Genomic DNA, 23,699 nt, shown 5'->3' with positions numbered 1-23,699 from the left:
AATGTCATACTTTTGGGTTTCGGTAGAAAAGATAGGATTGCTTCTAATAAGGCTTGTGCTAATTATTGTTCTATCTCGATTTTTAACACCAAATGACTTTGGATTATTTGCCATGGTTAACTTTATAGTTGTATTTTCAAATATAATTATAGACTCAGGCCTTTCAGGTGCATTGATACAAAAGAAAAACATTTCCAACATTTATTACAACACTACATTTACATTTAATATAGTGATATCTCTACTACTTTCCAGCATAATATACTTATCAGCGACCTATATTTCAGTTTTCTACAATCAATATGAGCTAGAAAATATAGTTAAAGTATTAGCGATGACTATTTTTATCAAGTCATTAGCAACTACACAAATTGCCATTATGACTAAACATCTTCAATTCAAATTACAAACGATAATTTTTCTTTTATCTGCTATAATTAGCACTATTATTGGAATTCTAATAGCTATTAATGGTTATGGATATTGGAGTTTGATTTATATTCAGTTGATTGAGTCTCTCCTTATTGTCATTTTTTTTTGGGCGATAAGCAATTATCGTCCCAAGCTCCAATTTTCAACTTCATGCTTCATCAATCTATACTCATTTGGTGGCAGGTTAATGCTTTCATCAATTATATCTGCTGCATATTCAAATATAATAAATATAATAATCGGAAAAAAATTCGGTTCAAATGCAACGGGTTATTACTTTCAGGCTCAACGTATTAGTGACCTATACAATAACACTCTAACATTAATAGTTGACAAAACTATTTTTCCCACATTGTCTAAATGTGAATCTAAAGAAGAATTATATCATAAATCGAAAGCAATAATACCAACATTATGTTTAGTAGCGTTTTCTTTTCCCACCTTCATTTTTTTAAATAGTAAAGAAATTGTACATATAGTATTAGGTAATGGCTGGGAATATGCAGCTAATATTCTACCTATACTGATAGCATCTTCATATGGATTGATTATCGAAAGTTATCTTCGTTGTTTTATGAAATCATTAGGTGAAGGGAAAATCATATTGCAACTGGAAATAATAAAGAGATTTATAGGAATAACACTCCTTATTATATCATCTAGCTACGGGCTAACCCCTTTAATATATACAGTTTTATTATTATCTATATTGAATGCATTGATTAATATATGGAGTACCTCTAAAATATTGCAAAAGAAAATTATCGATATTTTAAGTTTATCTATAAAAGCTCTGGCTATAAATATAACACTATTGATTTTTCTGAGTTATATATTTAGGTTTATCAATGGTGATTTAATCAAGCTTTTATTTTCAGCAAGTATAATATTCCCTATTCCTTTATATTACATTGTAAAAATATATCGAGAGAAAAATGATAAAAAACAAAGATGATTATATTCACTACTTAAAGGAAGATAAAAAAAACTTGAGAGTTAAAGGAACTCTAAAAGATTATATATTCAACGACATATGGATTTATCAAAAAAGATTACGAAGAGCCGAATACTATAATAATTGTTCTAAAAATTTAATATTAAGAATGATCACAAGAATAATGTATTTAAAAAAAGGCAGAAGTCTTGGGTTCTCGATCCCTTTAAATACATTTAAGGAAGGATTATCAATAGCTCATTATGGTACTATAGTTGTAAATGGTAAAGCTAAAATAGGAAAAAATTGTCGTCTACACGTATGTGTTAATATTGGAGCAAGTGCAACAGACTCTAATAAAGCACCAATGATTGGTGATAATTGTTATATAGCGCCTGGAGTAAAAATATATGGTGATATTAAAATAGGAAATAATGTTGCCATTGGCGCCAACGCTGTAGTTAACAAAAGCTTTCAAGATAATATTATTATTGCAGGAGTACCTGCAATAATAATATCAAACGCAGTTTTGGATAGGAAAAAATGACAATAATCAGCAATGAAAATATAAAAAACTTTATTCTATCTATAGTGTTATTTTTATTCTCACTGGAGAATCATGGAAACATTAGATTGGCATTCGCCGCCATTATAATAATTTTATCACTTCTGTTGTTAAAAACACAAAAAATTCCTGTTAAGCCAACACTTTTACTTTTAAAAACATCCTCTTTATTGCTTTTTATTTCACTATTATCACTTTTCAGTATATTTACCTATAAAGAAAATATGGGAGAATATAATTCAGTCGAATTCTTTTACTCAACTCAAGTAAAAATATTTCTAATCATACTATTTTTTTATATCATTAAAGATGATAAAAACTCATTATGTACCATTTTGAAATATAGTATATTATTTCATGTTTCTATATTTTTTATACAGCTAGCTATGATATATACCACTGGAATATATCCTGATTTTTTATTTCCTTTTACAGGAGAAGCCTCTAGATATACATGGGGAGTAAAAATCCCTATTATTGGCTCAACTTATCGTCCTACCGGTATGTTCAATGAGCCATCAACATATTTCTCTATTCTTTTACCTTTTGTGATTTTAAGGTACTACCTATCAAATAAGCTATCTAGAGTTGATTGCTGGGCATTACTATCATTTTATTTAACATTATCTTTTGCGGCAATTATCATTAGCTCAATTTTCATTATAATAATTAATCTGACAGGCAAAAAAATACATAAGCTCATACCTTTTGTTATCTTATTACTTATAGTTCTAACTCCTTTGTTAATAAATTTTTATGAATTGAGAACCTCTGGGAATTATGATGCAATAGGAATTAGACAAAATTTAAACAATGCATTACTAGAACAACCGCTAAGTGATCTATTATTTGGAAATGGTCCTGTCGGAGTGCCACTTTCTTTAGAGTATTTATATTTGTCAAATGCTCTATCTTGGACCAAAAATGGCTTTGCTGCAATTAATGACAATGGACTCATGATTTTCATAATCATGAAATTTGGAGTAATTGGTATGCTATTTTTAATATTGATTATTTACAAGAATATACGTATTGCAACTTATACTCTTGTGTGTCTACTGCCTTTTGCAACGAAAATAAAGTTAACAAGCTTAACCTTTATCTTTTTTATTTTTGTAATTATATTATTCAGTAAAGAAAGAAAAAATGAGAATAGATTTCCTAATAAACTCCCTTAAGGGTGGCGGCACTGAGAAAGTTTGTGTGTCGATTGCTAATAAATTGGTAGAAGAAGGATGGAAAGTTAATCTTCACATTCTAGATGATAGTGGTTCTTACTACGATGTTAAAGATGGTGTTATCTTAAACTATCTAGGAAAAACCAATACACTCCAAAGCCCATTAAAAATAGTAAAGTTATTGAAAGATAAAAAAATAAAAAAAATACTTATATTTAACCATGAATTAGCTTTAGTCGCTTATTTAGTTAAAAAGATAACTTTTAACGATACAAAACTAATAACCCGCTTAAATAATACGTTATCCATTGCAATAAAATCCAAAAAGAAATCTTATCAGATAGTAATAACCACTATGATGAAACTATTTTATAGACATCTAGATTTCTACATATTTCAATCAACAGGAATAAAAGAAGATACTATAAAAAACTATAATGTTAGTAGGGACTATAAAATCATTAACAATCCGATAGGTACGGTATTATCAGTTAAAGAAAAAAGTCAGAGTAAAACTAAAGAATTACTATATATCGGAAGACTAGTCCCACAGAAAAATGTTATTGATATATTAAAAGCCATAAAACTGCTCATTCGTAATGATATCAAGGTTCATCTTAGTATTGTAGGGGATGGTATTGATTCATATAAACTAAATCAATATTGTGAAAATGAAAAAATTGAAAATCATGTAACCTTTCATGGTTATCAAAAAAGAACATCTTCATTTTACTCACAAGCAGATCTAACTATACTTTCATCAATAAATGAAGGGTTTCCAAATGTTTTACTAGAATCACTGTCTCATTTAACTCCAGTTGTATCTTATGATACTCCAAGTGGTCCAAAAGAAATCATACAAAAAGGAGTTAACGGTTTTCTTGTCCCCTATATGGACTACCATGAACTAGCTAATTTTATAGAACTAGCATTAAATCATGAATGGTCAACCCAAAAAATCTCAAAGTCTATAGCCAAATACAATATTAGTCACATTGTCAATGAGTATAAAGATGTCTTCAAAAAATTCGATTAATAATATTGCCTTTATTGATAGTTATCATAAAGGTCTTTATGGTGCCCCCAGAAGTATGTTAGATTTAGCTAGTGGCTTAAGAAATAAAAATTATAATATCGACATTATAACTACAAAAAACGACCTTTTAGCAAAATCAGCAATAGATAGAAAATTAAAAGTTAAAATATTCAATGTCCCAAAGGTATTATTGGTTTCAAGAAGGAGTTTAAATTTTTGGCATAAATTGATATATTTTATTTTACTAATGTATACTTGGTTGAAATCCATAACATCATATTCACTAAAAAAATATGATGTTATATGCATCAATGACATCAGAACATTTCTATTATTTCTTCCAATATTAATTCTAAATAAAAAGAAAATAATTTGGTACGTTAGAATTAATGATCGAGTAAAAATAATTACTAAGATTGCCACTTTACTATCAAATAAAATAATATTAATATCTAAAGATTGTAAATTGTTATTTAAAGATAAAGAGTTACATACATATAATAATAAAATTAGAATTCTTCATACAGGATTTAAAATCCCAACGCTTGAAGAATATTCAATTAAAATTATTAAAAAAAGACATCAGGACAATGATAAAATCTTTATTTCTGTTGGAAGTATTTGCCAAAGAAAAAATCAAAAATCCTTAGTTCAGTGTTTTAAAAACATAAAAATAACAAACAAGCATTTATATATTTTAGGCAGCCCTGCAACAGAAGCTGATGATATATATTACAATGAACTCTTAAACTTAATTGAACACCTTGAATTAACGCGAAGAATAACTATAATTCCACATACTCATCTTGTTTTTGAATATTTATCTTTTTCTGATATATTCCTGTTAGCTAGTTATAAAGAAGGTTTACCTAGAGTTGCTATAGAGGCTTTAATCGCTGGGTGTTATGTAGTCTCGTCCAACGTTGATGGCATTAGTGATATAATTACTAACGAAAAAATCGGACTTGTCACAAATGAAAAGGCATCAGAAAAGAACTTCAATACTGCCTATACGGAATTAATTAATGATGCTTGCTTAAGAAATAACGATAGAAATTACAGCCTAACATATGCCAAGAAAAATTTCTCCTATGATTTATTTATCGAAAAATTCATTGAAATATTGAGTGAACATGAAAAAAATTAAAAACCATCTCAGAGATATACTCCGGATATTCCTAGGGAAAAAATTATATACTCACATACGTTTTTTCATCACACACAAATATTTTCTCAATATAAAAAATCCAAAAACATTTTCTGAAAAGATAATTCATAGAAAATTCAATGCAGACCCATTATATTTATCACAGTTCACTGATAAATATGTAGTTAGAGAATATGTTAAAACTAGAATAGGCAATGAATACCTAATCCCTTTATATAAAGAGAGAGAGAAAATAATTCCTCTTGACTTTATAGATCTCCCAAATGAATTTGTAATAAAAACTTCAAATGGAGGTGGAGGCGAAAATATTTTAATCGTCAGAGATAAAAAAAGTTTAGATATAGATAGAATTTGTAATGAATTTAATTCCTATATTGATATAAAAATAGGAGCGAAAATAGATGAGTTATTTTATGATGTACAAAAACCAAAAATATTATTTGAAAAATTAATAAAAGATGAACAAGACAAGGTTCCGTCAGATTTTAAGTTCCATGTCTTTAATAATGGATATGAATCAAATATATTTATACAAGTAGATATTGGAAGGTTTGAAAAACATAAACGAACTATTTATAACTCAGATAAAACACCCTCATACTTTAAAATACAACCTAAGTATGAGGAAATTGGCGAAGATTTTGTATTTCCTGACAACTACCCTCAAATGCTTTGTTTAGTTAATAAACTTGCATCAGACTTTACATATGTTCGTGTGGATATGTATAGCTGTAATAATAATATTTACTTTGGTGAAATGACTTTCTGTCACGGTAGTGGCTGGGAACCAATCCGTCCACTTGCCGTGGATTATGAATTAGGTCAATATTGGAACGAAAAAAAATGAAATATCTTGTAACTGGTGTATCAGGCTTTATCGGTAGTAAAGTCGCTGAACAACTTCTAAAAAATAAACATGAAGTTATTGGTATTGATAATAATAATTCATATTATGATCTCAACTTAAAGTTAGCTAGATTGGAAAATATTAAACATCCTCAGCTCACCTTTATTGAGTGTGACCTTTCAAATAGGCATGAAATAAATGCAATTTTTGAACAATATAGCTTTGACTATGTTATTCACCTTGGGGCTCAAGCAGGAGTACGATATTCTCTCGAAAACCCCCATGCGTATGCTGACTCAAACTTAGTTGGTCATTTAAATATTTTAGAAGGTTGTCGAGCTAAAAAAGTTAAACATCTCATCTACGCTTCATCCAGCTCAGTATATGGGTTAAATAGTAAGACTCCATTCTCAACAACCGATTCCGTTGATCACCCAGTTTCTTTATATGCTGCAACCAAAAAAGCTAATGAACTGATGGCTCACTCATATTCACACCTATATAATATACCGACTACTGGCTTACGTTTTTTTACTGTCTATGGTCCATGGGGTCGACCTGATATGGCTCCATTTATTTTCACCAAAAAAATACTAAATAATGAAGTGATCGATATTAACAATAATGGGGATATGTGGCGTGATTTTACTTATATTGACGATATCGTAGAAGGAATTACCCGTATTTCTGAGGTTATTCCTCAAAGAAACAACAATTGGGCAGTAGAAACTGGTTCACCAGCAACAAGTTCTGCACCTTATAGTATTTATAATATTGGCCACGGTTCACCCGTCAATTTAATGAATTTTATTAAAACAATTGAAGATGAGCTAGGCATTGAGGCCAAGAAAAATTATAGAGAAATGCAACCTGGCGATGTATATAAAACATTCGCGGATACACAAGATTTATTTGATGTCATTGGCTATAAACCAGAAGTCGGTATTAAAGAAGGTGTCGCTAGCTTAGTTAAATGGTATCGTGAATATTATGGTAAATAAGGTAATTACTAAATGATTGCCATTACTGCTAATACAAGTTGGTATATTTATAACTTCCGACAAAATACAATCAAAGCTTTAATTACAGCAGGATACAACGTTGTTGCAATAGCTCCTAGAGATAGCTATTCTTCTCGCTTGGAAAGTTTAGGTTGTAAGTTTATTCACCTACCGATCAACCAAGGTGGAAAAAATCCGCTTCAAGACACAAGAGCATTATTTAATTTTTACCGTTCATTTAAACAGAACTCTGTCAGATGTGTTTTAAACTTTACACCTAAAAATAATATTTATGCAACTTTGGCCGCCTCATTACTCAAAATAAAAGCAATAAACAATATTGCTGGCCTTGGCACTCTTTTTATAGAGGAAAGTTTATCGTCTAAAATTGCTCGTGTCTTATATAAAATAAGTCAAAAAAAAGCCTCTAAAATATTCTTTCAGAATGAAGACGATCGTTCTCTCTTCTTACAAGGCGGATTTGCTCATGAAAGCATAACAGAACGACTGCCTGGTTCTGGTGTAGATTTAACTCGTTTTACACCATCCCCTGCCGCTGATGATGGTGTTGTTCGGTTTCTACTCATCGCAAGGATGTTATACGATAAAGGTGTCGGGCATTATGTAGAAGCTGCTAGATATTTAAAACAAAAATATAACCGCAACGTGGAATTTTATTTACTTGGATTTTTAGGTGTTAATAATCCCTCCGCCATTTCTGAATTAGAAATGCAAGCATGGGTTGACGAAGGGATAGTAATGTATCTAGGTACTTCTGACTCAGTCGAAGAAGAGATAGCTAAAGTAGACTGTATGGTTTTACCTTCTTTTTACCGTGAAGGCGTCCCTAAATCGCTACTAGAATCAGGTGCTATGGGAAAACCTATTGTAACAACCGACAATGTAGGATGTCGGGAAACTGTTGAACATGGCGTTAATGGTTTTTTATGCCAACCTCGTTCTACCGAAAGCCTTATAGGCGCCCTAGAAAAAGTTATTTTGATGACACATGAACAACGTTTACAAATGGGTCAAGAAAGTCGAGAAAAAATGTCTCGTGAATTTAACGAAGAAATTATTATTGATAAGTATTTACAAGCTATCGCTCAGTGTTACCAAAAAAATTAACCCCTCCTAACCCAAAAATTATTATGTAATTCAGGATTTACAATGAAAATAGCAATCGCAGGGACTGGCTACGTCGGTCTATCTAACGCCATGTTACTGTCACAACACCACGAAGTGGTCGCTGTGGATATCATCCCTGAAAAAGTGGCAATGTTAAACAATCATCAATCACCGATTGTTGACGCTGAAATTGAGCAATTCTTAACCGAGAAAACGCTTAATTTCCGTGCCACAGAAGATAAAAACGAAGCCTATACGGGCGCGCAGTATGTGATTGTGGCGACGCCCACAGACTACGACCCAAAAACCAATTACTTCAATACCCAATCGGTTGAATCTGTTATTCATGACGTGAATAACATTAACCCCGCAGCGACGATTATTGTAAAATCCACCATTCCTGTGGGCTTTACTGAGCGTTTACGTGAAGAGTTTGGCTATACCAACGTGATTTTCTCCCCTGAATTTTTACGTGAAGGCCGCGCTCTGTGGGATAACTTACACCCTTCCCGCATTGTGGTCGGGGAGCGTTCTGAGCGTGCAAAGGTTTTTGCTGATTTACTGCTAGAAGGTGCCATCAAAAAAGATGTTCCGGTGTTATTTACCGATGGAACCGAAGCCGAAGCCATCAAGTTGTTTGCCAATACCTATTTAGCGATGCGAGTGGCGTACTTTAATGAACTCGACACTTATGCAGAAAGTCGTGGTTTAAATGCCCGCCAAATTATTGAAGGTGTCTCTTTAGACCCACGTATTGGCAGCCATTATAACAACCCGTCATTCGGTTACGGCGGTTATTGTTTACCGAAAGATACCAAACAGCTACTGGCTAATTACGATGACGTGCCAAATAACTTGATTAACGCCATTGTCGAATCCAACCGTACCCGTAAAGACTTTATTTCTGACGCATTAATTGCCAAAGCACCACATAAAGTAGGGGTGTACCGTTTGGTGATGAAAGCGGGCTCTGATAACTTCCGCGCCTCTGCGGTACAAGGTGTGATGAAACGCATCAAAGCCAAGGGCATTGAAGTGGTGGTGTATGAACCTGTTTTAAACGAACCTGAGTTTTTCCGTTCAAAAGTGGTCAATGACTTAGCGGAATTTAAAGCTCAATGCGACATTATTTTAGCCAACCGCATGGTGCCTGAGCTGGAAGATGTGGCGAGTAAAGTCTACACCCGTGACTTGTTCGGTAACGATTAGTTTGTAATAACTAACTTCTATTTTTAGAATCGCAGTTTTTGCCTAATATAGAACATCAATATAAACTACTCCTCATTGTAGTAATACGTATAAGTGGGAATGATGATCCCCCATCATCACTTATACCTTATCTAATCATTTTTTATCATAGGATGGTACCGTGTTTAGGAAGCCCCTCCCACTTACACTATTAACTATCAGTATTTTATTAACCGGCTGCACCATCACCCCGGGTGCCTATATGTCAACCTCTGGCAAAAATGTGGTTGATACCGGTGACCGTGATATCACCAAATTGGTGGATATCTACCCCATTTCACCAAAACTCTTGGACGATATGTACACCGCCCCGATTATCGCTAAGCCAAACTCTCAGTTAGAAAAGCAGCTCACTAACTATGAGTACCGTGTGGGTGCAGGTGATGTATTAACCATTACGGTATGGGACCACCCTGAACTGACCATCCCGGCAGGTTCTTACCGTAGCGCGCAGGACTCCGGCAACTGGGTACATTCAGATGGCACCATCTACTACCCGTATATTGGTAAAGTCAAAGTGATCGGTAAAACCGTCACTGAAATCCGTACTCTGGTCAGCAACCGCTTAGCCACCTATATTGAATCCCCACAAGTGGATGTCAGTATTGCCGCCTTCCGTTCACAGAAAATGTATGTGTCAGGTGAAGTAGCAAAACCGGGTACACTGCCAATTACTAACGTGCCGCTGACTATTTTAGAAGCCTTTAATAATGCGGGTGGCTTAACCGAAAAAGCCGATTGGGACAATGTAGTTTTAACGCGTAACGGCAAAGAAACTCGAATTTCGCTGCAATCCCTTGTGCAATATGGGGATTTAACCCAAAACCATTTAATGTTATCAGGTGATGTCCTGTATGTGCCGCGTAATGATAACCAGAAAGTGTTTGTGATGGGTGAAGTCGGCCAACCAACTACCCTTACCATCGACCGTGCAGGTATGAGTATCACTGAGGCACTTAGCAAGGCAAATGGCATTAAGCAAGAAACAGCCCAAGCTACAGGTGTATTCGTTATTCGCCCAATTAAGAACCAGCCTGCGGAAGATAAAGAACTGGAAGCCTTACTGCCGAAAAAAATGGCGGCGGTATATCAGTTAGATTTATCCGATGCTACATCACTTGTGATGGGCACTGAATTTAAATTGCAACCGTATGATTTAGTGTATGTGACTGCGGCACCAGTGGTACGTTGGAACCGTCTAATCACCCAGTTATTACCAACCATTGCCACCTATAATCAGTTAACTGAAGGCACTAAACGTATTCACGATTGGTAATAGCCATGTTTAACCATATTCTCGTTGTTTGTATGGGGAATATCTGTCGCTCTCCTACTGGGGAGCGTTTATTGCAATATTATTTCCCAGATAAAACCGTCCATTCCGCGGGCATTATCGCTAAAAATGATAGGCCCGCGTATGACAGTGCCATCCGCATTGCACAGCAGCATAACCTTTGTTTGGAAAACCATCAGTCCCGTCGTTTAACTAGCGAATTATGTAAAAAAACCGACTTAATCCTAGTGATGGAAAATGACCATATTGCTAAAATCCACCAACTGTTTCCTGAAACCCGTGGCAAAGTGATGCTGTTTGGCCAGTGGATTAATAAAACCGAGATCCCTGACCCCCATAAACGCAGTGATGAAATGTTTGAACATGTTTATCAGTTAATGGAAAAAGCTGCGATTGCTTGGCAAGGCAAAATTTAATTTTATTTATTGGATGACTTAACATTTAACCTATTATGAACACAACAAAAAATAGCTCCCCTGCTGCAGATGAAATCGACCTGCTCGCTCTGTTTAAAGTTTTGAAATCCAACACGATTAAAATTGGGTTTTTTACTGTTATTTTTGCGGCTATCGCCATCGCATACAGTTTATTGGCAACTCCCATATACCAAGCTAACGCCACCTTGCAGTATGACAAACTAGGACAGGTTTCATTACTTGACCAAATGAGTGATGTGATGCCATTTGGAAACAGCAATAACCAAGTGGATTCAGAGATTGAAGTAATTAAATCCCGTATGGTGTTGGGTAAAACCGTTGCAGACCTAAACTTAGATACTCAAGCCGCCCCTGAAGGCTTCCTCAATAAATTGCTGGGCGAAATTGCGCCTGTTGATATTGCCCTATTTCAGCTACCTGAAAGCCTGATTGGTCAGCCAATTACATTAACCTATTTGGGGGATGGCCAATACTCCTTAAATATTGATGGGCAAGTATTGCAAGGCAAAGTGGCGGAAGTACTACAACAAGGCGAAATTAGCTTATTGATCTCAAGCTTTACTGCGGAAACTGGCGAGGAGTTTACCTTAGTTAAAAATGCCCGCTACTCCACTATTGAAGACTTACGCAATACCTTAACCATTGCTGAGGTAGGGAAAGGAACAGGGATTATCAGCTTAGCGATTAAAGGGGCAGATAAAAGCGAGAATGTTAAAATTCTCAACAGTGTTATCCAAAACTATGTCGACCAAAACACAGAACGTAAAAAAGAAGTCACTAATAACACCTTAGTGTTCTTAGAGGGCTACTTACCCACCATTAAAAAGAAATTAGATAACTACGAAAACCAGCTTAACGCGTTTCGCAAAAAGAATGAATCGATTGACCTCTCTTTAGAAGCCAAAGCCGCTCTCGACAGTGCATTGCAGGTAGAAGAGAAACTTAATGAATTGACTTTTAAAGAAGTGGAAATTCAGCAACTGTATACCCGTAACCACCCCGCTTATCAGTCTTTGCTCGATAAACGCCAACAACTGTTACGGGAAAAAGAAAAAATCAGTAAAAACATTCAAAAGCTGCCGAATACCCAACAAGAAATTGTCCGTTTAACTCGCGATGTCGCGTCTGAGCAAGCTATCTACACTCAATTGGTGGCTAAACAGCAAGAACTCAGCGTATTAAACTCCGGTATTACTGCGGATGTGCGTATTATCGACTCCGCTGAATCGCAACCAAAACCTATAGCGCCAAAAAAATCACTAATTGTCGTTCTTGCTACTATCCTTGGCTTTATTCTCGGCTGTGCATACGTGATAGCTCGCGAGTTCTTTAATAATAAGATTAAAAGCACTGAAGATATCGATGCGCTCGGGATTAATGTCTATGCCACTATCCCTTTCTCTACCCATGAGAAAAAACTGATTGAGGCTGGCAACAAGAGCCCATTAGCGATAGAAAACCCAGCCGATACCGCAGTAGAAGCGATCCGCTCCTTACGTACCAGCGTGTATTTCTCGGTGATGAACCAAGGTAACAACCTAGTTATGGTCACCAGTGCCTCACCCGGTGTCGGGAAAAGCTTTGTCACTTCCAATATGGCGGTGGTACTGGCTAATGCAGGTAAGAAAGTATTATTAATGGATACTGACTTACGTAAAGGCCGCTTGCATAAAGCCTTTGGGTTAAATAATAAAGTCGGGTTATCTGAGTATTTATCTCAGTCAAACCTAGAGTCACCCACCATTCACTCTAATGTGATTGAAAATTTAGATGTGATTTGCCGTGGTAAAAATGTCACTCACTCCTCTGAGTTACTAATGAGCGAGCGCTTTAAACAGTTGCTCGATAAAGTAAAAAACCAATACGATATTGTGGTGATCGATACCGCCCCAATCTTGGCGATCACCGACTCGGCGATTATTGGTAAATATGTCGGTACTTCATTACTGATTGCTTTCTACGGGGTAAATACCGTGAAAGATGTTGATTTATCACTGAAACGCTTTAAGCAAAATGATATCGAAATTACCGGTGTGATCTTGAATGGTATTGATGCAAGATCTGACGATTATAACTACCATTACGAATATTAAGACTCAGGAATATTGAGATGAATAATCAACAAGTTCTCGTTACTGGTGGTCTTGGCTATATTGGTAGCCATACCTGTGTACAAATGATCCAGCAGGGAATGCAGCCGATTATTTTAGATAATTTGCATAATGCTAACCTTGAAGTGCTAAACCGCATTGAAGCTATCACAGGTGTTAAGCCGGTCTTTTACCAAGGTGATGTGCGCGATAGCCAGATTTTAGACACTATTTTTGCTAATCACCAAATTCACTCAGTGATCCACTTTGCTGGGTTAAAAGCGGTTGGTGAGTCAGTACAGAAACCGATTGAATACTATGATGTTAACGTCAATGGCACATTGGTATTAGTGGAAAGCATGAAAAAAGCGGGCGTAAAAAGCCTGATTTTTAGTTCATCGGCGACAGTATATGGTGAACCCGAGCATATTCCATTAACGGAAGAGGCTTCTGTTGGTAATACGAATAGCCCTTATGGCACCAGTAAATATATGGTTGAGCGTATTTTGACTGACTTAAACATTGCAGATAACGAGTGGTCTATCTCATTACTGCGCTATTTTAACCCTGTCGGTGCGCATAATTCAGGTTTGATGGGGGAAGACCCGAATGGTATTCCAAATAACCTGACGCCATTTATCGCACAAGTGGCAGTTGGTCGTCGTAAAGAGCTCGCTGTGTTTGGTGGTGATTACCCGACTAAAGATGGGACCGGCGTTCGTGACTATATTCATGTAATGGATTTGGCTGATGGGCATATTGCTGCACTAAATAAAGTTAGTCAGCAAGCAGGGCTTCATATTTATAACCTTGGTACAGGTACAGGCACCAGTGTATTAGAGGTGGTGGCTGCATTTGAAAAAGCGGTTGGTAAACCAATCCCTTATACTATTTCAGACCGCCGCCCTGGTGATATTGCTGAATATTGGTCAACCCCGGCAAAAGCAGCACAAGACTTAGGCTGGACGGCACAGTATTCTATCCAAGATATGGCTGATGATGTTTGGCGTTGGCAGTCTATGAACCCTAACGGTTATAACAGCTAACCTCAACGAGTTAATTCAGAAACGAGCCTTTATGGCTCGTTTTTTGTTTTTAGAGTGCAAATAATTTTTAGCCGCAAATAAAAGTTCCACATGAAAATAAACCCATTTGCGCGTAAACTCCACCCATCATTTATTTCATCATTACAAATATCAGCTTAACGTTATGCCACACATCGTCTTATTCGAACCAGAAATACCACCAAATACCGGCAACATCATTCGTCTTTGCGCTAATACCGGCTTTGATTTACACCTTATTCACCCATTAGGCTTTACTTGGGATGATAAGCGCCTACGCCGTGCAGGGTTGGATTACAGCGAGTTTGCTGATATCAAACATCACCATGATTATTACGCTTTCTTAAAAAGTGAGGGGCTAAACCCCGATAATAACCAGTCAGAAAGTGGTGCTCGCGTCTTCGCCTTAACCACCAAAGGTAAACCCAGCCACAGTAATGTCAGTTACCAACAAAATGACTATTTGATGTTTGGCCCGGAAACACGCGGGTTGCCACCCTATGTTCTCGATAACATGCCAATGGAGCAAAAAATTCGTATTCCAATGCTAGCCGATAGCCGCAGTATGAATTTATCCAACTCCGTGGCGGTTGTGGTGTTTGAAGCATGGAGACAGCTGGGGTATGCAGGGGCGTTGCTAAAAGACTAGCCCCCTAGCCATACTTCAAGCAGTATGGGTGTTGGCTTCACACCAATACCCAAGCAATGTGCCGCTCGAATTATTTAGAGGGATAGGTGACTTTTCTGAACATAAGCGAGATATTTTAATGGAAGAGCCTTTTACTAAACAAACTGAGCAATCCACGAATACCCCATTAGGTCGTATCGATGAAACCACTTATTTATTACGTTCACCCGCTAATGCCGAACATTTAAATAAATCGATTACTCAGTTTAAAAAGGGAAATGTGTTTAAAAAACACACTATTGAAAAATAACAACGATAGTGAGCAACTCACTACCTATTACGCCTTCCCGCAACTCAAATCCCATCACCATCTTCAAAACCATAAATACTACCGTTAAAGTTTTGGTCCATTTCTAAGGACGGCATTTCGCTACTTGGCTTACCAACAACCTTCGCAGGGACCCCTGCAACGGTAGTATGTGGCGGAACAGGATGAAGAACAACCGAACCCGCACCAATTTTTGCGCCGCGACCAATTTCAATATTACCTAAAATTTTTGCCCCCGCGCCAATCATCACCCCTTCTCTGACTTTAGGATGACGGTCGCCACAGGTTTTCCCAGTACCGCCGAGGGTAACCGATTGCAAGATAGATACATCGTTTTCCACAATAGCCGTTTCACCAATTACAATGCCTGTTGCGTGGTCAAGCATAATACCGCAACCAATACGAGCTGCGGGGTGAATATCGACACCAAATGAAACAGAAATTTGATTTTGCAGGTAAACCGCCAGCGCTTGGCGGCCTTCTTTCCACAGCCAATTCCCGATGCGATAGGCTTGCAAGGCGTGGAAGCCTTTCAGGTACAATAATGGAGTGGAATATTTATCAACGGCAGGGTCACGTAGGCGAACCGCAGCTAAGTCCATTGCTGCGGAGAAAATCATGCCTTCGTCATTGCGATATGCTTCTTCAACGATTTCGCGGACTTCAAGAGCAGGCATGATAGGTGAACTGAGTTTATTCGCTAACATATAGCTAAGTGCGCTACCCAAGTTATCATGCTTTAATAATGTCGCGTTAAAAAAACTGGCGAGGAGTGGTTCGCAGTCAGCAAGCGACTTCGCTTCTTCTTTAATGAAGCCCCAAATTCTATCCAATTCTTCACGCGACATAATCACTCACCTATCTATTTTTATAATTACCCTATTATGTAACTTCTTAATGCGGTTAATTTTTATTAATCATGCAGTTTTGGCATATCAGCAATTTCATCTTTGGTCGCTCGCCCCAGTAATGCTTGCGCCGCCTCTAGTACATTTTTATGGCAATAGAGGATTTGATAGATTTGCTCTGTAATTGGCATTTCCACCCCAGCACGTTCAGCAAGAGCACGGACTTCTTTAGTATTCCGATAACCTTCAACCACTTGGCCAATCTCTTTTTCTGCCTGTTCAACCGTTATGCCATCGCCTAACATCATACCAAAACGGCGGTTACGAGACTGGTTATCAGTACAAGTTAACACTAAATCGCCAAGCCCTGCCATCCCCATAAAGGTTGAAGGGTCAGCACCGAGTGCTGCACCTAAGCGGCTCATTTCAGCAAGGCCGCGGGTGATCAAAGCAGTCCGTGCATTGGCACCAAAGCCCATGCCATCCGAAATACCCGCCCCGATAGCAATCACATTTTTGACTGCGCCACCAAGTTGCACCCCAACCATATCTGGGTTTTTATAAACCCGAAAGCTTTTACCACAATGGAAAAGTTGTTGTAGGTCATCACCAAATTGGCTATCACTTGCCGCCACCGATATTGCTGTTGGCAAGCCTGCTGCTAGCTCTTTTGCAAAGGTAGGCCCAGACAAAACTGCTAGAGGAATTTCATTGCCTAATACCTCACGTGCCACATCTTGTAACAAACGACCGGTATCCCTTTCTAAGCCTTTCGTCGCCCAAATAATGCGCGAATCTGCTCGTAAATAAGGTTGGATTTGTTTTAGTACATCACCAAAAACATGGCTAGGGACGACTATCAAGATATTCGAGCTCGCCTCAACGGCACGTTTTAAGTCCGTTTCGAGAGATAAACTATCAGGGAAAGAAACGCCAGGCAAAAAAGCCTGATTGCTACGATCTTGTTCTAATTGACGAATGTGTTTTGGGTCATGACCCCATAACACGACCTGATGTGCATTACGCGCCAACGTAATGGCTAAAGCGGTGCCGTACGAGCCGGCACCGATCACTGTCATTGAAGCAGTATCCATTAAGCGTCCTGTTGAGCTTCTGAGTTCTGCGCTTGTTCACCTTGTTGCTGCTGTAAGTAGTTCATGAACAGTGCATCAAAGTTAACTGGCGCTAAGTTCAATTGTGGGAATGTACCACGACCCACTAAGCTAGTAATCGCTTCACGTGCATATGGGAACAGGATATTCGGGCAGTATGCACCTAAGCAATGCGCCATTTGAGTCCCATCAATACCTTCGATAGAGAAAACGCCTGCTTGTTGAACTTCACACAGGAATGCGGTTTCTTCACCTAACGTTGCCGTGGTCGTGACACGTAAAACAACTTCATAAACGCCTTCTGACAGCTGATTTGAAGATGTATCTAAATCCAATTTAATTTCTGGCTGCCACTCTTGTTGAAAAATATGAGGCGCGTTAGGTGCTTCAAATGAAACGTCTTTTGCATAAATACGTTGAATTTGAAATACCATTTCTGAGTTGTTTTGTTCTGACATAGTTTAGTACCTTTTAACTTCCATATGAGTTTTCCCTGTTATTCTTCGAGTTACAGGGGTGTTCGCTGCATTGCGCTACCCAAGTCACATACTGATGTAGGCTGCTTGGATACCTTCATTTGCTGCCTGCCTGTAGCCCAAAATAACCCAAGGAAAGCCTTGTTTCTTAAGCCACAGAAGGTGTTCGCTGCATCGCGCTACCCAAGTCACATACTGATGTAGGCTCCTTGGATACCTTCACTTGCGCCTAACTGTAACCCAAATAATTTCATTTTGAGTTACAGAAGACTCTCTGCATTGCACTACCCAAGTTACATATTAATACATGCAACTCAAGATTAACTATTATATATGGTAACTACTTCTTACCACGAGCTAATGGAAGGTTTTCACCTGCCCAGCCAGCAATCCCTTCTTTTAGGACAAAAACTTTTTCAAAACCGTATTGCGCAAGTTGCTCAGCAGGTTTAGCTGATTCCATTCCACTCGCAGAAACAATAATGACGGGTTTCTGTTTATGTTTTTCTAATTCGCCTAAATTGTTATCTTTAATTTCAGACGGTGTTAAGTTAATAGAATCAATTATATGCCCTTTGCGGAAATCGTCACGAGTACGCAAATCCACAACAACTGCCTCTTCTTTATTAATCAGTGTAATCGCCTGTGAACGAGCAATCACTTTCGTTTTAGAGAAAAGACCTTTAAAAGTCATTACGACCACAGCAACTAATAACGCTATCCAAACCAGACTCAATAACATGTTCCGGCTTACAAATTGCATGATTTCTTGGATCATGGGGGGCAATCACTCCCGTTAGTTAAAAACGAATATCAAAGGGTTCAGAGTATACCTTTGTGTTGAGCTAATTACAGCCAATTCACACAAACTACAGTGTTTTTTTTGCGGTAAAGCACGCAAAATGAATACCGAACCACTGGAAAATAACATTTGTATCGCGAAACTGTACGCAGACATTTTAACATAAACATGGCTAAACGGGTCTAAGTGATGGATTAAATAGGGGTTCAATAATAAAAAAATGATTGAATACTAGCTATACAAAATAAATCAGTGATAATAAAACTATATAATTTAACTTAATTAACCTTTATCTCAGGGCAAAAATCCGAATTTGTAAATGTTTTCAATACTATTTGTTAGAGAGTGCTGGAAACCATAACTTGCAGATGAAATAATCAGTTATCGTACTTAATTGAGGTGAACTATCACAATGGCCAATATACATCATCGAATGAAAGCATCATTTCTTCGTCAGGCTATTACTGCTCTATTGGGTTTAGGGCTGTTTACTCTCATCCCTGCCCACACCGTATTTGCCAATCAGATCACCGAAAATAAAGGGCAATTACACGATTTACTGAAAAATATTGCCGAAAAAGAAAAAAGTGTTAAAGAACAGCAAGCTAAGCGCTCGGCACTGCTTAATCAACTCAAGCAGCAAGAACAAAGTATTTCGGCTGCTGGCCGTAGTTTGCATGAAACACAAAACCAATTAAAACAATTAGATAAAGAAATAGTTTCATTAAATAATAATATAAAACAACTCCAAATAAAGAAACAACAGCAAGAAAAACTGCTGGCGGACCAACTTGATGCAGCCTTTCGCTTAGGGAACCATCAAGGGCTTACCTTAATGTTTAAAGGTGAAGAAGGTCAGCGTGAAGAGCGCATTTTAGCCTATTACAGTTATTTAAATCAGGCTCGTGAAAAAAACATTGCCGCACTGGAAGAAACAACTCAAACGCTACAAGAACAAAAGCAACTGGAACAGAAAAAACAAGCGGAACAAAAAACAACTCTTGCGCGTCAACAGCAAGAAAAGCGCAAACTCGATAATGCCCGAGCTTCGCGCCAAAAAACATTAAATGCGCTCGAAAGCACATTAAAAGAGGACCAAAAAAACCTTGCGGTTCTAAAACAAAACGAAGCAAGGCTACGAGACAAAATTGCACGTGCTGAGCGGGAAGCAAAAGCAAGAGCTGAGCGAGAAGCCCGTGAAGCTGCTCGTATCCGTGCACAAGTAGCAGAAAAAGAACGCCAAGCAAAACAAAAAGGTTCAACTTATAAACCGTCAGAAAGTGAACGCTCACTTATGTCTCGAACAGGTGGATTAGGGCGCCCTGCTGGGCAAGCAATTTGGCCAGTTCGCGGTTCATTACTGCATAACTATGGTGATGTTATCTCTAGTGAATTACGCTGGAAAGGTATGGTTATTGCGGCAAATGAAGGCACGCAAGTAAAAGCCATTGCAGATGGCAGAGTGTTACTGGCCGACTGGCTACAAGGTTATGGGCTGGTTGTGGTCGTTGAACATGGTAAAGGTGATATGAGCCTTTATGGATATAACCAAAGCGCATTAGTGAATGTTGGCCAAGAAGTTCGAGCGGGTCAGCCTATTGCCTTAGTCGGTAGTAGTGGTGGCCAAGAACGCCCTGCTTTGTACTTTGAAATCCGTAGACAAGGTAAAACCGTAAACCCTCGACCTTGGTTGGGCCGATAGCAAAACGTTAAATTTAAAAGATTAGGATAAAATTATGTTGAAGTACTTACCCTTTAGATTACTCATTGGATGTTCTTTGTTAATGGTGTGTCTACAGGTGAGTGCAGCAAAACTGGCTATCGTTATTGATGACTTTGGTTACCGAGTCAAAGAAGATAACCAAATTTTAGCGTTACCAACCGCGGTCACTATTGCTATCTTACCAAGCTCTCCACACGGTCGTGAAGTGGCAGAAAAGGCCCATCAGCAAGGGCGGGATATTTTAATCCACATGCCAATGAAGCCATTGAGTAACCAGCCCTTAGAAAAAGATACATTATCCCCCTCAATGAGTGCAGAGGATATTGACCGACTCATTAAGAATGCGATTAAACGGGTACCCTATGCAAAAGGTATGAATAATCATATGGGTAGCGAGATGACATCGAGCTTACCGGGGATGCGTAATGTCATGCACAGCCTGTCACAATCGAATTTATTTTTCTTAGATAGTGTCACCATTGGTAATACACAAGTGAAAAATGCGGCGAAAGAATACGGTGTGCCAACCTTACGCCGCCATATTTTTATCGATAACCACCAATCGGAAGAAGAAACCCGCGGTCAACTTAACAAAGCCGTTGCCTATGCACGTAAACATGGCAGTGCCGTTGCGATTGGCCACCCTCACCCATCCACAGTACGTGCTTTGCAAAAGTACCTTCCACAGCTCCCTGCGGATATTGAACTTGTTGCGGTTAGTTCGCTGCTTAGCCCACAACCAGCCGATAAACAACCTGCAAAATCACTCAGAATGCTATCGGAAGAAGCGAAGCAACCACAAAATAGTGAATCTTCCACTCCGCCATCCGCAACACCTGAAGAAGAAGTACAACCCGAGCCCGAACAAGAGGTGACAACGGTTGAAGCTCCCCCCGCAGAATTAGGTCTTTGCGAGTTTGAAACACCAAAGAATAAACTACAAGGAATTGATTTTATTATGTTTGTAGTTGAAGGGATTTATTACGACAAGGCCTTACAACCTCTTTTATTAAAAGACTAAACAACCCAAGTCATAAGCTATTCAACAGGTGGTAGTCCCCTTCTGGCGTGGAAATAATGCAGAAGGGGAAAAGGGGCATTACGTTATAAAAGTTAATCCCAATTTAATATAACTTTACCAGACTGCCCTGAGCACATGATATCAAAGCCTTTTTGGAACTCGTCAATCGGAAATTGGTGAGTAATAATCGGTGATAAGTCTAACCCTGATTGTACTAGGGTCGCCATTTTGTACCATGTTTCGAACATTTCCCGGCCATAGATCCCTTTAATAAACAGCCCCTTGAATATGACTTGGCTCCAATCCGTCGCCATCGAAGCTGGGGGGATCCCTAATAATGCAATTCGCCCACCGTGGTTCATGGTATCTAACATGGTTTGAAAAGCGGCTGGGGCACCTGAAACCTCTAATGCGACATCAAAGCCTTCTTTCATACCAAGTTCGTTCATTACATCTTTTAAATTTTCACGACTGACATTGACCGCTCGTGACACCCCCATTTTTTTCGCTAATTCAAGACGATAGTCATTAACATCTGTGATCACAACATGGCGGGCACCAACGTGTCGGCAAACTGCGGCAGCCATAATACCGATAGGGCCTGCGCCTGAAACCAGAACATCTTCCCCAACCAAATCAAAGGATAGTGCGGTATGAACTGCATTGCCAAAAGGGTCAAAAATAGCGGCAATTTCATCAGGGATATTATCGGGAATTTTAAAGGCATTGAATGCGGGGATAACTAGGTATTCAGCAAAGCAGCCAGTACGGTTGACCCCCACGCCTATAGTATTACGGCAAAGATGGGTACGGCCACCACGACAGTTTCGGCAATGACCACAGGTAATATGCCCCTCACCAGAGACCCGGTCACCAATATTAAAACCTTTCACTTCCTGCCCAATGGCAACAATTTCCCCTATATATTCATGACCGACCACCATAGGGACAGGGATCGTTTTTTGCGACCATTCATCCCAGTTATAGATATGGACATCCGTACCACAAATAGCGGTTTTACGAATTTTTATCATCACATCATTGTGCCCGAGTTCCGGTTTAGGAACATCTGTCATCCATATACCTGGCTCTGCTTTTAATTTGGACAGTGCTTTCATAGACGGCCTTATTATTTGATTATGTTTAGTTTTTTACCTATGCGGGTGAATGCTTCAACGGCGTGTAAAATATCCTCCTTACTATGTGCTGCAGACATTTGGGTACGTATCCTAGCTTGGCCTTGCGGCACAACAGGATAGAAAAAGCCGGTAACATAAATACCTTCACTAAGAAGCTCTTTGGCGAATACTTGGGCTAACTTCGCATCCCCTAACATAACGGGGATAATTGCGTGATCAGCCCCCGCGAGCGTAAAACCAGCCAATGTCATTTTCTCCCTAAATAACATGGCGTTATTCCATAACTTCTCACGTAAATGTTGCCCTTCACTCATCATATCGATGACTTTAATGGATGCAGCAACAATGGCTGGCGCAAGGGAATTGGAAAATAAATACGGGCGAGAACGCTGACGTAACCATTCAACGACCTCTTTTCTCGCAGCGGTATACCCACCAGAGGCTCCCCCCAGTGCTTTTCCTAATGTTCCTGTAATAATATCGACGCGCCCCATGACATTGCAGTACTCATGGCTACCACGGCCATTTTCCCCCACAAAGCCAACTGCGTGAGAATCATCAACCATGACTAAAGCTTGATATTCATCAGCAAGGTCGCAAATTGACTGAAGGTCAGCGATGACACCGTCCATCGAAAATACGCCATCTGTGGCAATTAGAATATGCCGAGCCCCCGCGCTTTTCGCTTCTTCAAGACGTGTTTTTAACTCGGCCATGTTGTTATTACTATAACGGTAACGTTTTGCTTTACTTAGCCTGACACCATCAATAATTGAAGCATGATTTAATGCATCTGAAATAATTGCATCTTCAGGCCCTAGTAATGTTTCAAATAACCCACCGTTTGCGTCAAAACAAGAAGAATACAAAATAGCATCTTCCATACCAAGAAAGTCAGCGAGCTTGTGTTCGAGAACCTTATGGCTGTCTTGGGTACCACAAATAAACCGTACAGAAGCCATTCCAAAACCATGGCTATCCATTCCTTGCTTTGCCGCCTCAATCAATGCAGGATGGTTCGCCAGCCCAAGGTAGTTATTTGCGCAAAAGTTAATCACTCGCTGGCCACCGATAATTTCAATGTCAGCATCTTGTGAAGTGGTAATGATGCGTTCATTTTTAAATAACCCATCCGCTTCAATTTGCACCAATTGGTCTTGGATCTGCTGGTAAAATTTATCTGACATGATTTGTTCCTGT

At 38.5% G+C, this 23,699-nt stretch carries 23 protein-coding genes; 17 read left to right on the top strand and 6 right to left on the bottom strand.

Annotated elements, in window-relative coordinates:
- Position 1 precedes the first annotated feature (1 nt).
- From ACHB7C_RS14860 to ACHB7C_RS14790, 15 genes are all read left to right on the top strand, one after another.
- Positions 2-1,387 carry a lipopolysaccharide biosynthesis protein gene (locus tag ACHB7C_RS14860; RefSeq protein ID WP_395347741.1) on the top strand — a complete coding sequence of 462 codons (1,386 nt, stop codon included), beginning with the start codon at positions 2-4 and terminating at the stop codon, positions 1,385-1,387.
- Complete coding sequence (locus tag ACHB7C_RS14855) at positions 1,368-1,913, top strand: serine O-acetyltransferase (RefSeq protein ID WP_395347739.1); 546 nt, start codon at positions 1,368-1,370, stop codon at positions 1,911-1,913. Before ACHB7C_RS14860 ends, ACHB7C_RS14855 begins: the two co-directional genes overlap by 20 nt.
- Entirely contained in the window at positions 1,910-3,109 is a 1,200-nt protein-coding gene (locus tag ACHB7C_RS14850) for a hypothetical protein (protein WP_395347738.1), read from the top strand. The genes ACHB7C_RS14855 and ACHB7C_RS14850 overlap by 4 nt, the downstream gene beginning before the upstream one ends.
- Entirely contained in the window at positions 3,078-4,145 is a 1,068-nt protein-coding gene (locus tag ACHB7C_RS14845; RefSeq protein WP_395347736.1) for a glycosyltransferase, read from the top strand. The genes ACHB7C_RS14850 and ACHB7C_RS14845 overlap by 32 nt, the downstream gene beginning before the upstream one ends.
- Positions 4,123-5,292, top strand: a complete 1,170-nt coding sequence (locus ACHB7C_RS14840; protein WP_395347735.1) for a glycosyltransferase family 4 protein — start codon at positions 4,123-4,125, stop codon at positions 5,290-5,292. The genes ACHB7C_RS14845 and ACHB7C_RS14840 overlap by 23 nt, the downstream gene beginning before the upstream one ends.
- Complete coding sequence (locus tag ACHB7C_RS14835; RefSeq protein WP_395347733.1) at positions 5,279-6,160, top strand: ATP-grasp fold amidoligase family protein; 882 nt, start codon at positions 5,279-5,281, stop codon at positions 6,158-6,160. Before ACHB7C_RS14840 ends, ACHB7C_RS14835 begins: the two co-directional genes overlap by 14 nt.
- Positions 6,157-7,161: an NAD-dependent epimerase gene (locus tag ACHB7C_RS14830; RefSeq protein WP_395347732.1), complete on the top strand. Its 1,005-nt coding sequence runs from the start codon at positions 6,157-6,159 to the stop codon at positions 7,159-7,161. Before ACHB7C_RS14835 ends, ACHB7C_RS14830 begins: the two co-directional genes overlap by 4 nt.
- 12 nt (positions 7,162-7,173) lie before the next feature.
- Positions 7,174-8,289 (top strand): glycosyltransferase family 4 protein, encoded by a 1,116-nt coding sequence (locus tag ACHB7C_RS14825; RefSeq protein WP_395347729.1) that lies wholly within the window; start codon positions 7,174-7,176, stop codon positions 8,287-8,289.
- A gap of 42 nt (positions 8,290-8,331) precedes the next feature.
- A complete protein-coding gene (locus ACHB7C_RS14820) occupies positions 8,332-9,498 on the top strand; it encodes a nucleotide sugar dehydrogenase (RefSeq protein ID WP_395347727.1) in 1,167 nt (388 codons plus the stop codon).
- 160 nt (positions 9,499-9,658) lie between these two features.
- Entirely contained in the window at positions 9,659-10,813 is a 1,155-nt protein-coding gene (locus ACHB7C_RS14815; RefSeq protein ID WP_395347725.1) for a polysaccharide export protein, read from the top strand.
- Between the two features lie 5 nt (positions 10,814-10,818).
- Positions 10,819-11,247: a protein tyrosine phosphatase gene (locus ACHB7C_RS14810; protein WP_395347724.1), complete on the top strand. Its 429-nt coding sequence runs from the start codon at positions 10,819-10,821 to the stop codon at positions 11,245-11,247.
- A 35-nt stretch (positions 11,248-11,282) separates the two neighbouring features.
- Positions 11,283-13,361 (top strand): polysaccharide biosynthesis tyrosine autokinase, encoded by a 2,079-nt coding sequence (locus tag ACHB7C_RS14805; protein ID WP_395347722.1) that lies wholly within the window; start codon positions 11,283-11,285, stop codon positions 13,359-13,361.
- A 17-nt stretch (positions 13,362-13,378) separates the two neighbouring features.
- Positions 13,379-14,404 carry a UDP-glucose 4-epimerase GalE gene (gene galE / locus ACHB7C_RS14800; RefSeq protein WP_395347720.1) on the top strand — a complete coding sequence of 342 codons (1,026 nt, stop codon included), beginning with the start codon at positions 13,379-13,381 and terminating at the stop codon, positions 14,402-14,404.
- 163 nt (positions 14,405-14,567) lie between these two features.
- Positions 14,568-15,071, top strand: coding sequence for a tRNA (uridine(34)/cytosine(34)/5-carboxymethylaminomethyluridine(34)-2'-O)-methyltransferase TrmL (gene trmL, locus ACHB7C_RS14795; protein WP_042846710.1), 504 nt, complete (start codon positions 14,568-14,570; stop codon positions 15,069-15,071).
- Between the two features lie 28 nt (positions 15,072-15,099).
- A complete protein-coding gene (locus ACHB7C_RS14790) occupies positions 15,100-15,360 on the top strand; it encodes a hypothetical protein (RefSeq protein ID WP_395347718.1) in 261 nt (86 codons plus the stop codon).
- 44 nt (positions 15,361-15,404) lie between these two features.
- Here ACHB7C_RS14790 and cysE read toward each other — a convergent pair whose 3' ends face one another.
- The 4 genes from cysE to ACHB7C_RS14770 all read right to left on the bottom strand — a co-directional run bounded on the left by cysE (position 15,405) and on the right by ACHB7C_RS14770 (position 18,592).
- A complete protein-coding gene (gene cysE / locus ACHB7C_RS14785; protein ID WP_042846713.1) occupies positions 15,405-16,226 on the bottom strand; it encodes a serine O-acetyltransferase in 822 nt (273 codons plus the stop codon).
- Positions 16,227-16,291: 65 nt separating this feature from the next.
- Positions 16,292-17,320, bottom strand: a complete 1,029-nt coding sequence (gene gpsA / locus ACHB7C_RS14780; RefSeq protein ID WP_042846714.1) for an NAD(P)H-dependent glycerol-3-phosphate dehydrogenase — start codon at positions 17,318-17,320, stop codon at positions 16,292-16,294.
- A complete protein-coding gene (gene secB / locus ACHB7C_RS14775; RefSeq protein ID WP_042846715.1) occupies positions 17,320-17,796 on the bottom strand; it encodes a protein-export chaperone SecB in 477 nt (158 codons plus the stop codon). Before secB ends, gpsA begins: the two co-directional genes overlap by 1 nt.
- A 358-nt stretch (positions 17,797-18,154) precedes the next feature.
- Positions 18,155-18,592: a rhodanese-like domain-containing protein gene (locus ACHB7C_RS14770; protein ID WP_042846716.1), complete on the bottom strand. Its 438-nt coding sequence runs from the start codon at positions 18,590-18,592 to the stop codon at positions 18,155-18,157.
- Positions 18,593-19,028: 436 nt separating this feature from the next.
- Between ACHB7C_RS14770 and envC the strand changes: the two genes are divergently transcribed.
- Complete coding sequence (gene envC / locus ACHB7C_RS14765; RefSeq protein WP_395347715.1) at positions 19,029-20,318, top strand: murein hydrolase activator EnvC; 1,290 nt, start codon at positions 19,029-19,031, stop codon at positions 20,316-20,318.
- An 82-nt stretch (positions 20,319-20,400) separates the two neighbouring features.
- A complete protein-coding gene (locus ACHB7C_RS14760) occupies positions 20,401-21,360 on the top strand; it encodes a divergent polysaccharide deacetylase family protein (RefSeq protein WP_395347757.1) in 960 nt (319 codons plus the stop codon).
- Positions 21,361-21,452: 92 nt separating this feature from the next.
- Here ACHB7C_RS14760 and tdh read toward each other — a convergent pair whose 3' ends face one another.
- The gene (tdh, locus tag ACHB7C_RS14755) at positions 21,453-22,478 is read right to left on the bottom strand and encodes an L-threonine 3-dehydrogenase (RefSeq protein ID WP_042846719.1); all 1,026 of its coding nucleotides are present in this window, start codon (positions 22,476-22,478) and stop codon (positions 21,453-21,455) included.
- An 11-nt stretch (positions 22,479-22,489) separates the two neighbouring features.
- Positions 22,490-23,686 (bottom strand): glycine C-acetyltransferase, encoded by a 1,197-nt coding sequence (locus ACHB7C_RS14750; protein ID WP_198861022.1) that lies wholly within the window; start codon positions 23,684-23,686, stop codon positions 22,490-22,492.
- Between the last annotated feature and the right edge of the window lie 13 nt (positions 23,687-23,699).

It is taken from the genome of Providencia sp. 2024EL-00732 (assembly GCF_044006275.1).
Classification (GTDB): domain Bacteria; phylum Pseudomonadota; class Gammaproteobacteria; order Enterobacterales; family Enterobacteriaceae; genus Providencia; species Providencia huashanensis.
Note: the sequence above shows the minus strand (reverse complement) of the source record. Positions and strands in the feature narration are given on the sequence as shown.

Excerpts from the sequence above, each read along its gene's own strand:
- ACHB7C_RS14855 (WP_395347739.1), top strand. The coding sequence starts at position 1,368 with ATGATAAAAAACAAAGATGATTATATTCACTACTTAAAGGAAGATAAA.
- secB (WP_042846715.1), bottom strand. The coding sequence starts at position 17,796 with ATGTCAGAACAAAACAACTCAGAAATGGTATTTCAAATTCAACGTATT.
- ACHB7C_RS14845 (WP_395347736.1), top strand. The coding sequence starts at position 3,078 with ATGAGAATAGATTTCCTAATAAACTCCCTTAAGGGTGGCGGCACTGAG.
- ACHB7C_RS14750 (WP_198861022.1), bottom strand. The coding sequence starts at position 23,686 with ATGTCAGATAAATTTTACCAGCAGATCCAAGACCAATTGGTGCAAATT.
- ACHB7C_RS14830 (WP_395347732.1), top strand. The coding sequence starts at position 6,157 with ATGAAATATCTTGTAACTGGTGTATCAGGCTTTATCGGTAGTAAAGTC.
- ACHB7C_RS14835 (WP_395347733.1), top strand. The coding sequence starts at position 5,279 with ATGAAAAAAATTAAAAACCATCTCAGAGATATACTCCGGATATTCCTA.
- ACHB7C_RS14825 (WP_395347729.1), top strand. The coding sequence starts at position 7,174 with ATGATTGCCATTACTGCTAATACAAGTTGGTATATTTATAACTTCCGA.
- ACHB7C_RS14840 (WP_395347735.1), top strand. The coding sequence starts at position 4,123 with ATGTCTTCAAAAAATTCGATTAATAATATTGCCTTTATTGATAGTTAT.
- ACHB7C_RS14760 (WP_395347757.1), top strand. The coding sequence starts at position 20,401 with ATGGTGTGTCTACAGGTGAGTGCAGCAAAACTGGCTATCGTTATTGAT.
- ACHB7C_RS14820 (WP_395347727.1), top strand. The coding sequence starts at position 8,332 with ATGAAAATAGCAATCGCAGGGACTGGCTACGTCGGTCTATCTAACGCC.
- envC (WP_395347715.1), top strand. The coding sequence starts at position 19,029 with ATGGCCAATATACATCATCGAATGAAAGCATCATTTCTTCGTCAGGCT.
- galE (WP_395347720.1), top strand. The coding sequence starts at position 13,379 with ATGAATAATCAACAAGTTCTCGTTACTGGTGGTCTTGGCTATATTGGT.
- ACHB7C_RS14805 (WP_395347722.1), top strand. The coding sequence starts at position 11,283 with ATGAACACAACAAAAAATAGCTCCCCTGCTGCAGATGAAATCGACCTG.
- trmL (WP_042846710.1), top strand. The coding sequence starts at position 14,568 with ATGCCACACATCGTCTTATTCGAACCAGAAATACCACCAAATACCGGC.
- tdh (WP_042846719.1), bottom strand. The coding sequence starts at position 22,478 with ATGAAAGCACTGTCCAAATTAAAAGCAGAGCCAGGTATATGGATGACA.
- gpsA (WP_042846714.1), bottom strand. The coding sequence starts at position 17,320 with ATGGATACTGCTTCAATGACAGTGATCGGTGCCGGCTCGTACGGCACC.
- ACHB7C_RS14810 (WP_395347724.1), top strand. The coding sequence starts at position 10,819 with ATGTTTAACCATATTCTCGTTGTTTGTATGGGGAATATCTGTCGCTCT.
- ACHB7C_RS14860 (WP_395347741.1), top strand. The coding sequence starts at position 2 with ATGTCATACTTTTGGGTTTCGGTAGAAAAGATAGGATTGCTTCTAATA.
- ACHB7C_RS14770 (WP_042846716.1), bottom strand. The coding sequence starts at position 18,592 with ATGATCCAAGAAATCATGCAATTTGTAAGCCGGAACATGTTATTGAGT.
- ACHB7C_RS14850 (WP_395347738.1), top strand. The coding sequence starts at position 1,910 with ATGACAATAATCAGCAATGAAAATATAAAAAACTTTATTCTATCTATA.
- cysE (WP_042846713.1), bottom strand. The coding sequence starts at position 16,226 with ATGTCGCGTGAAGAATTGGATAGAATTTGGGGCTTCATTAAAGAAGAA.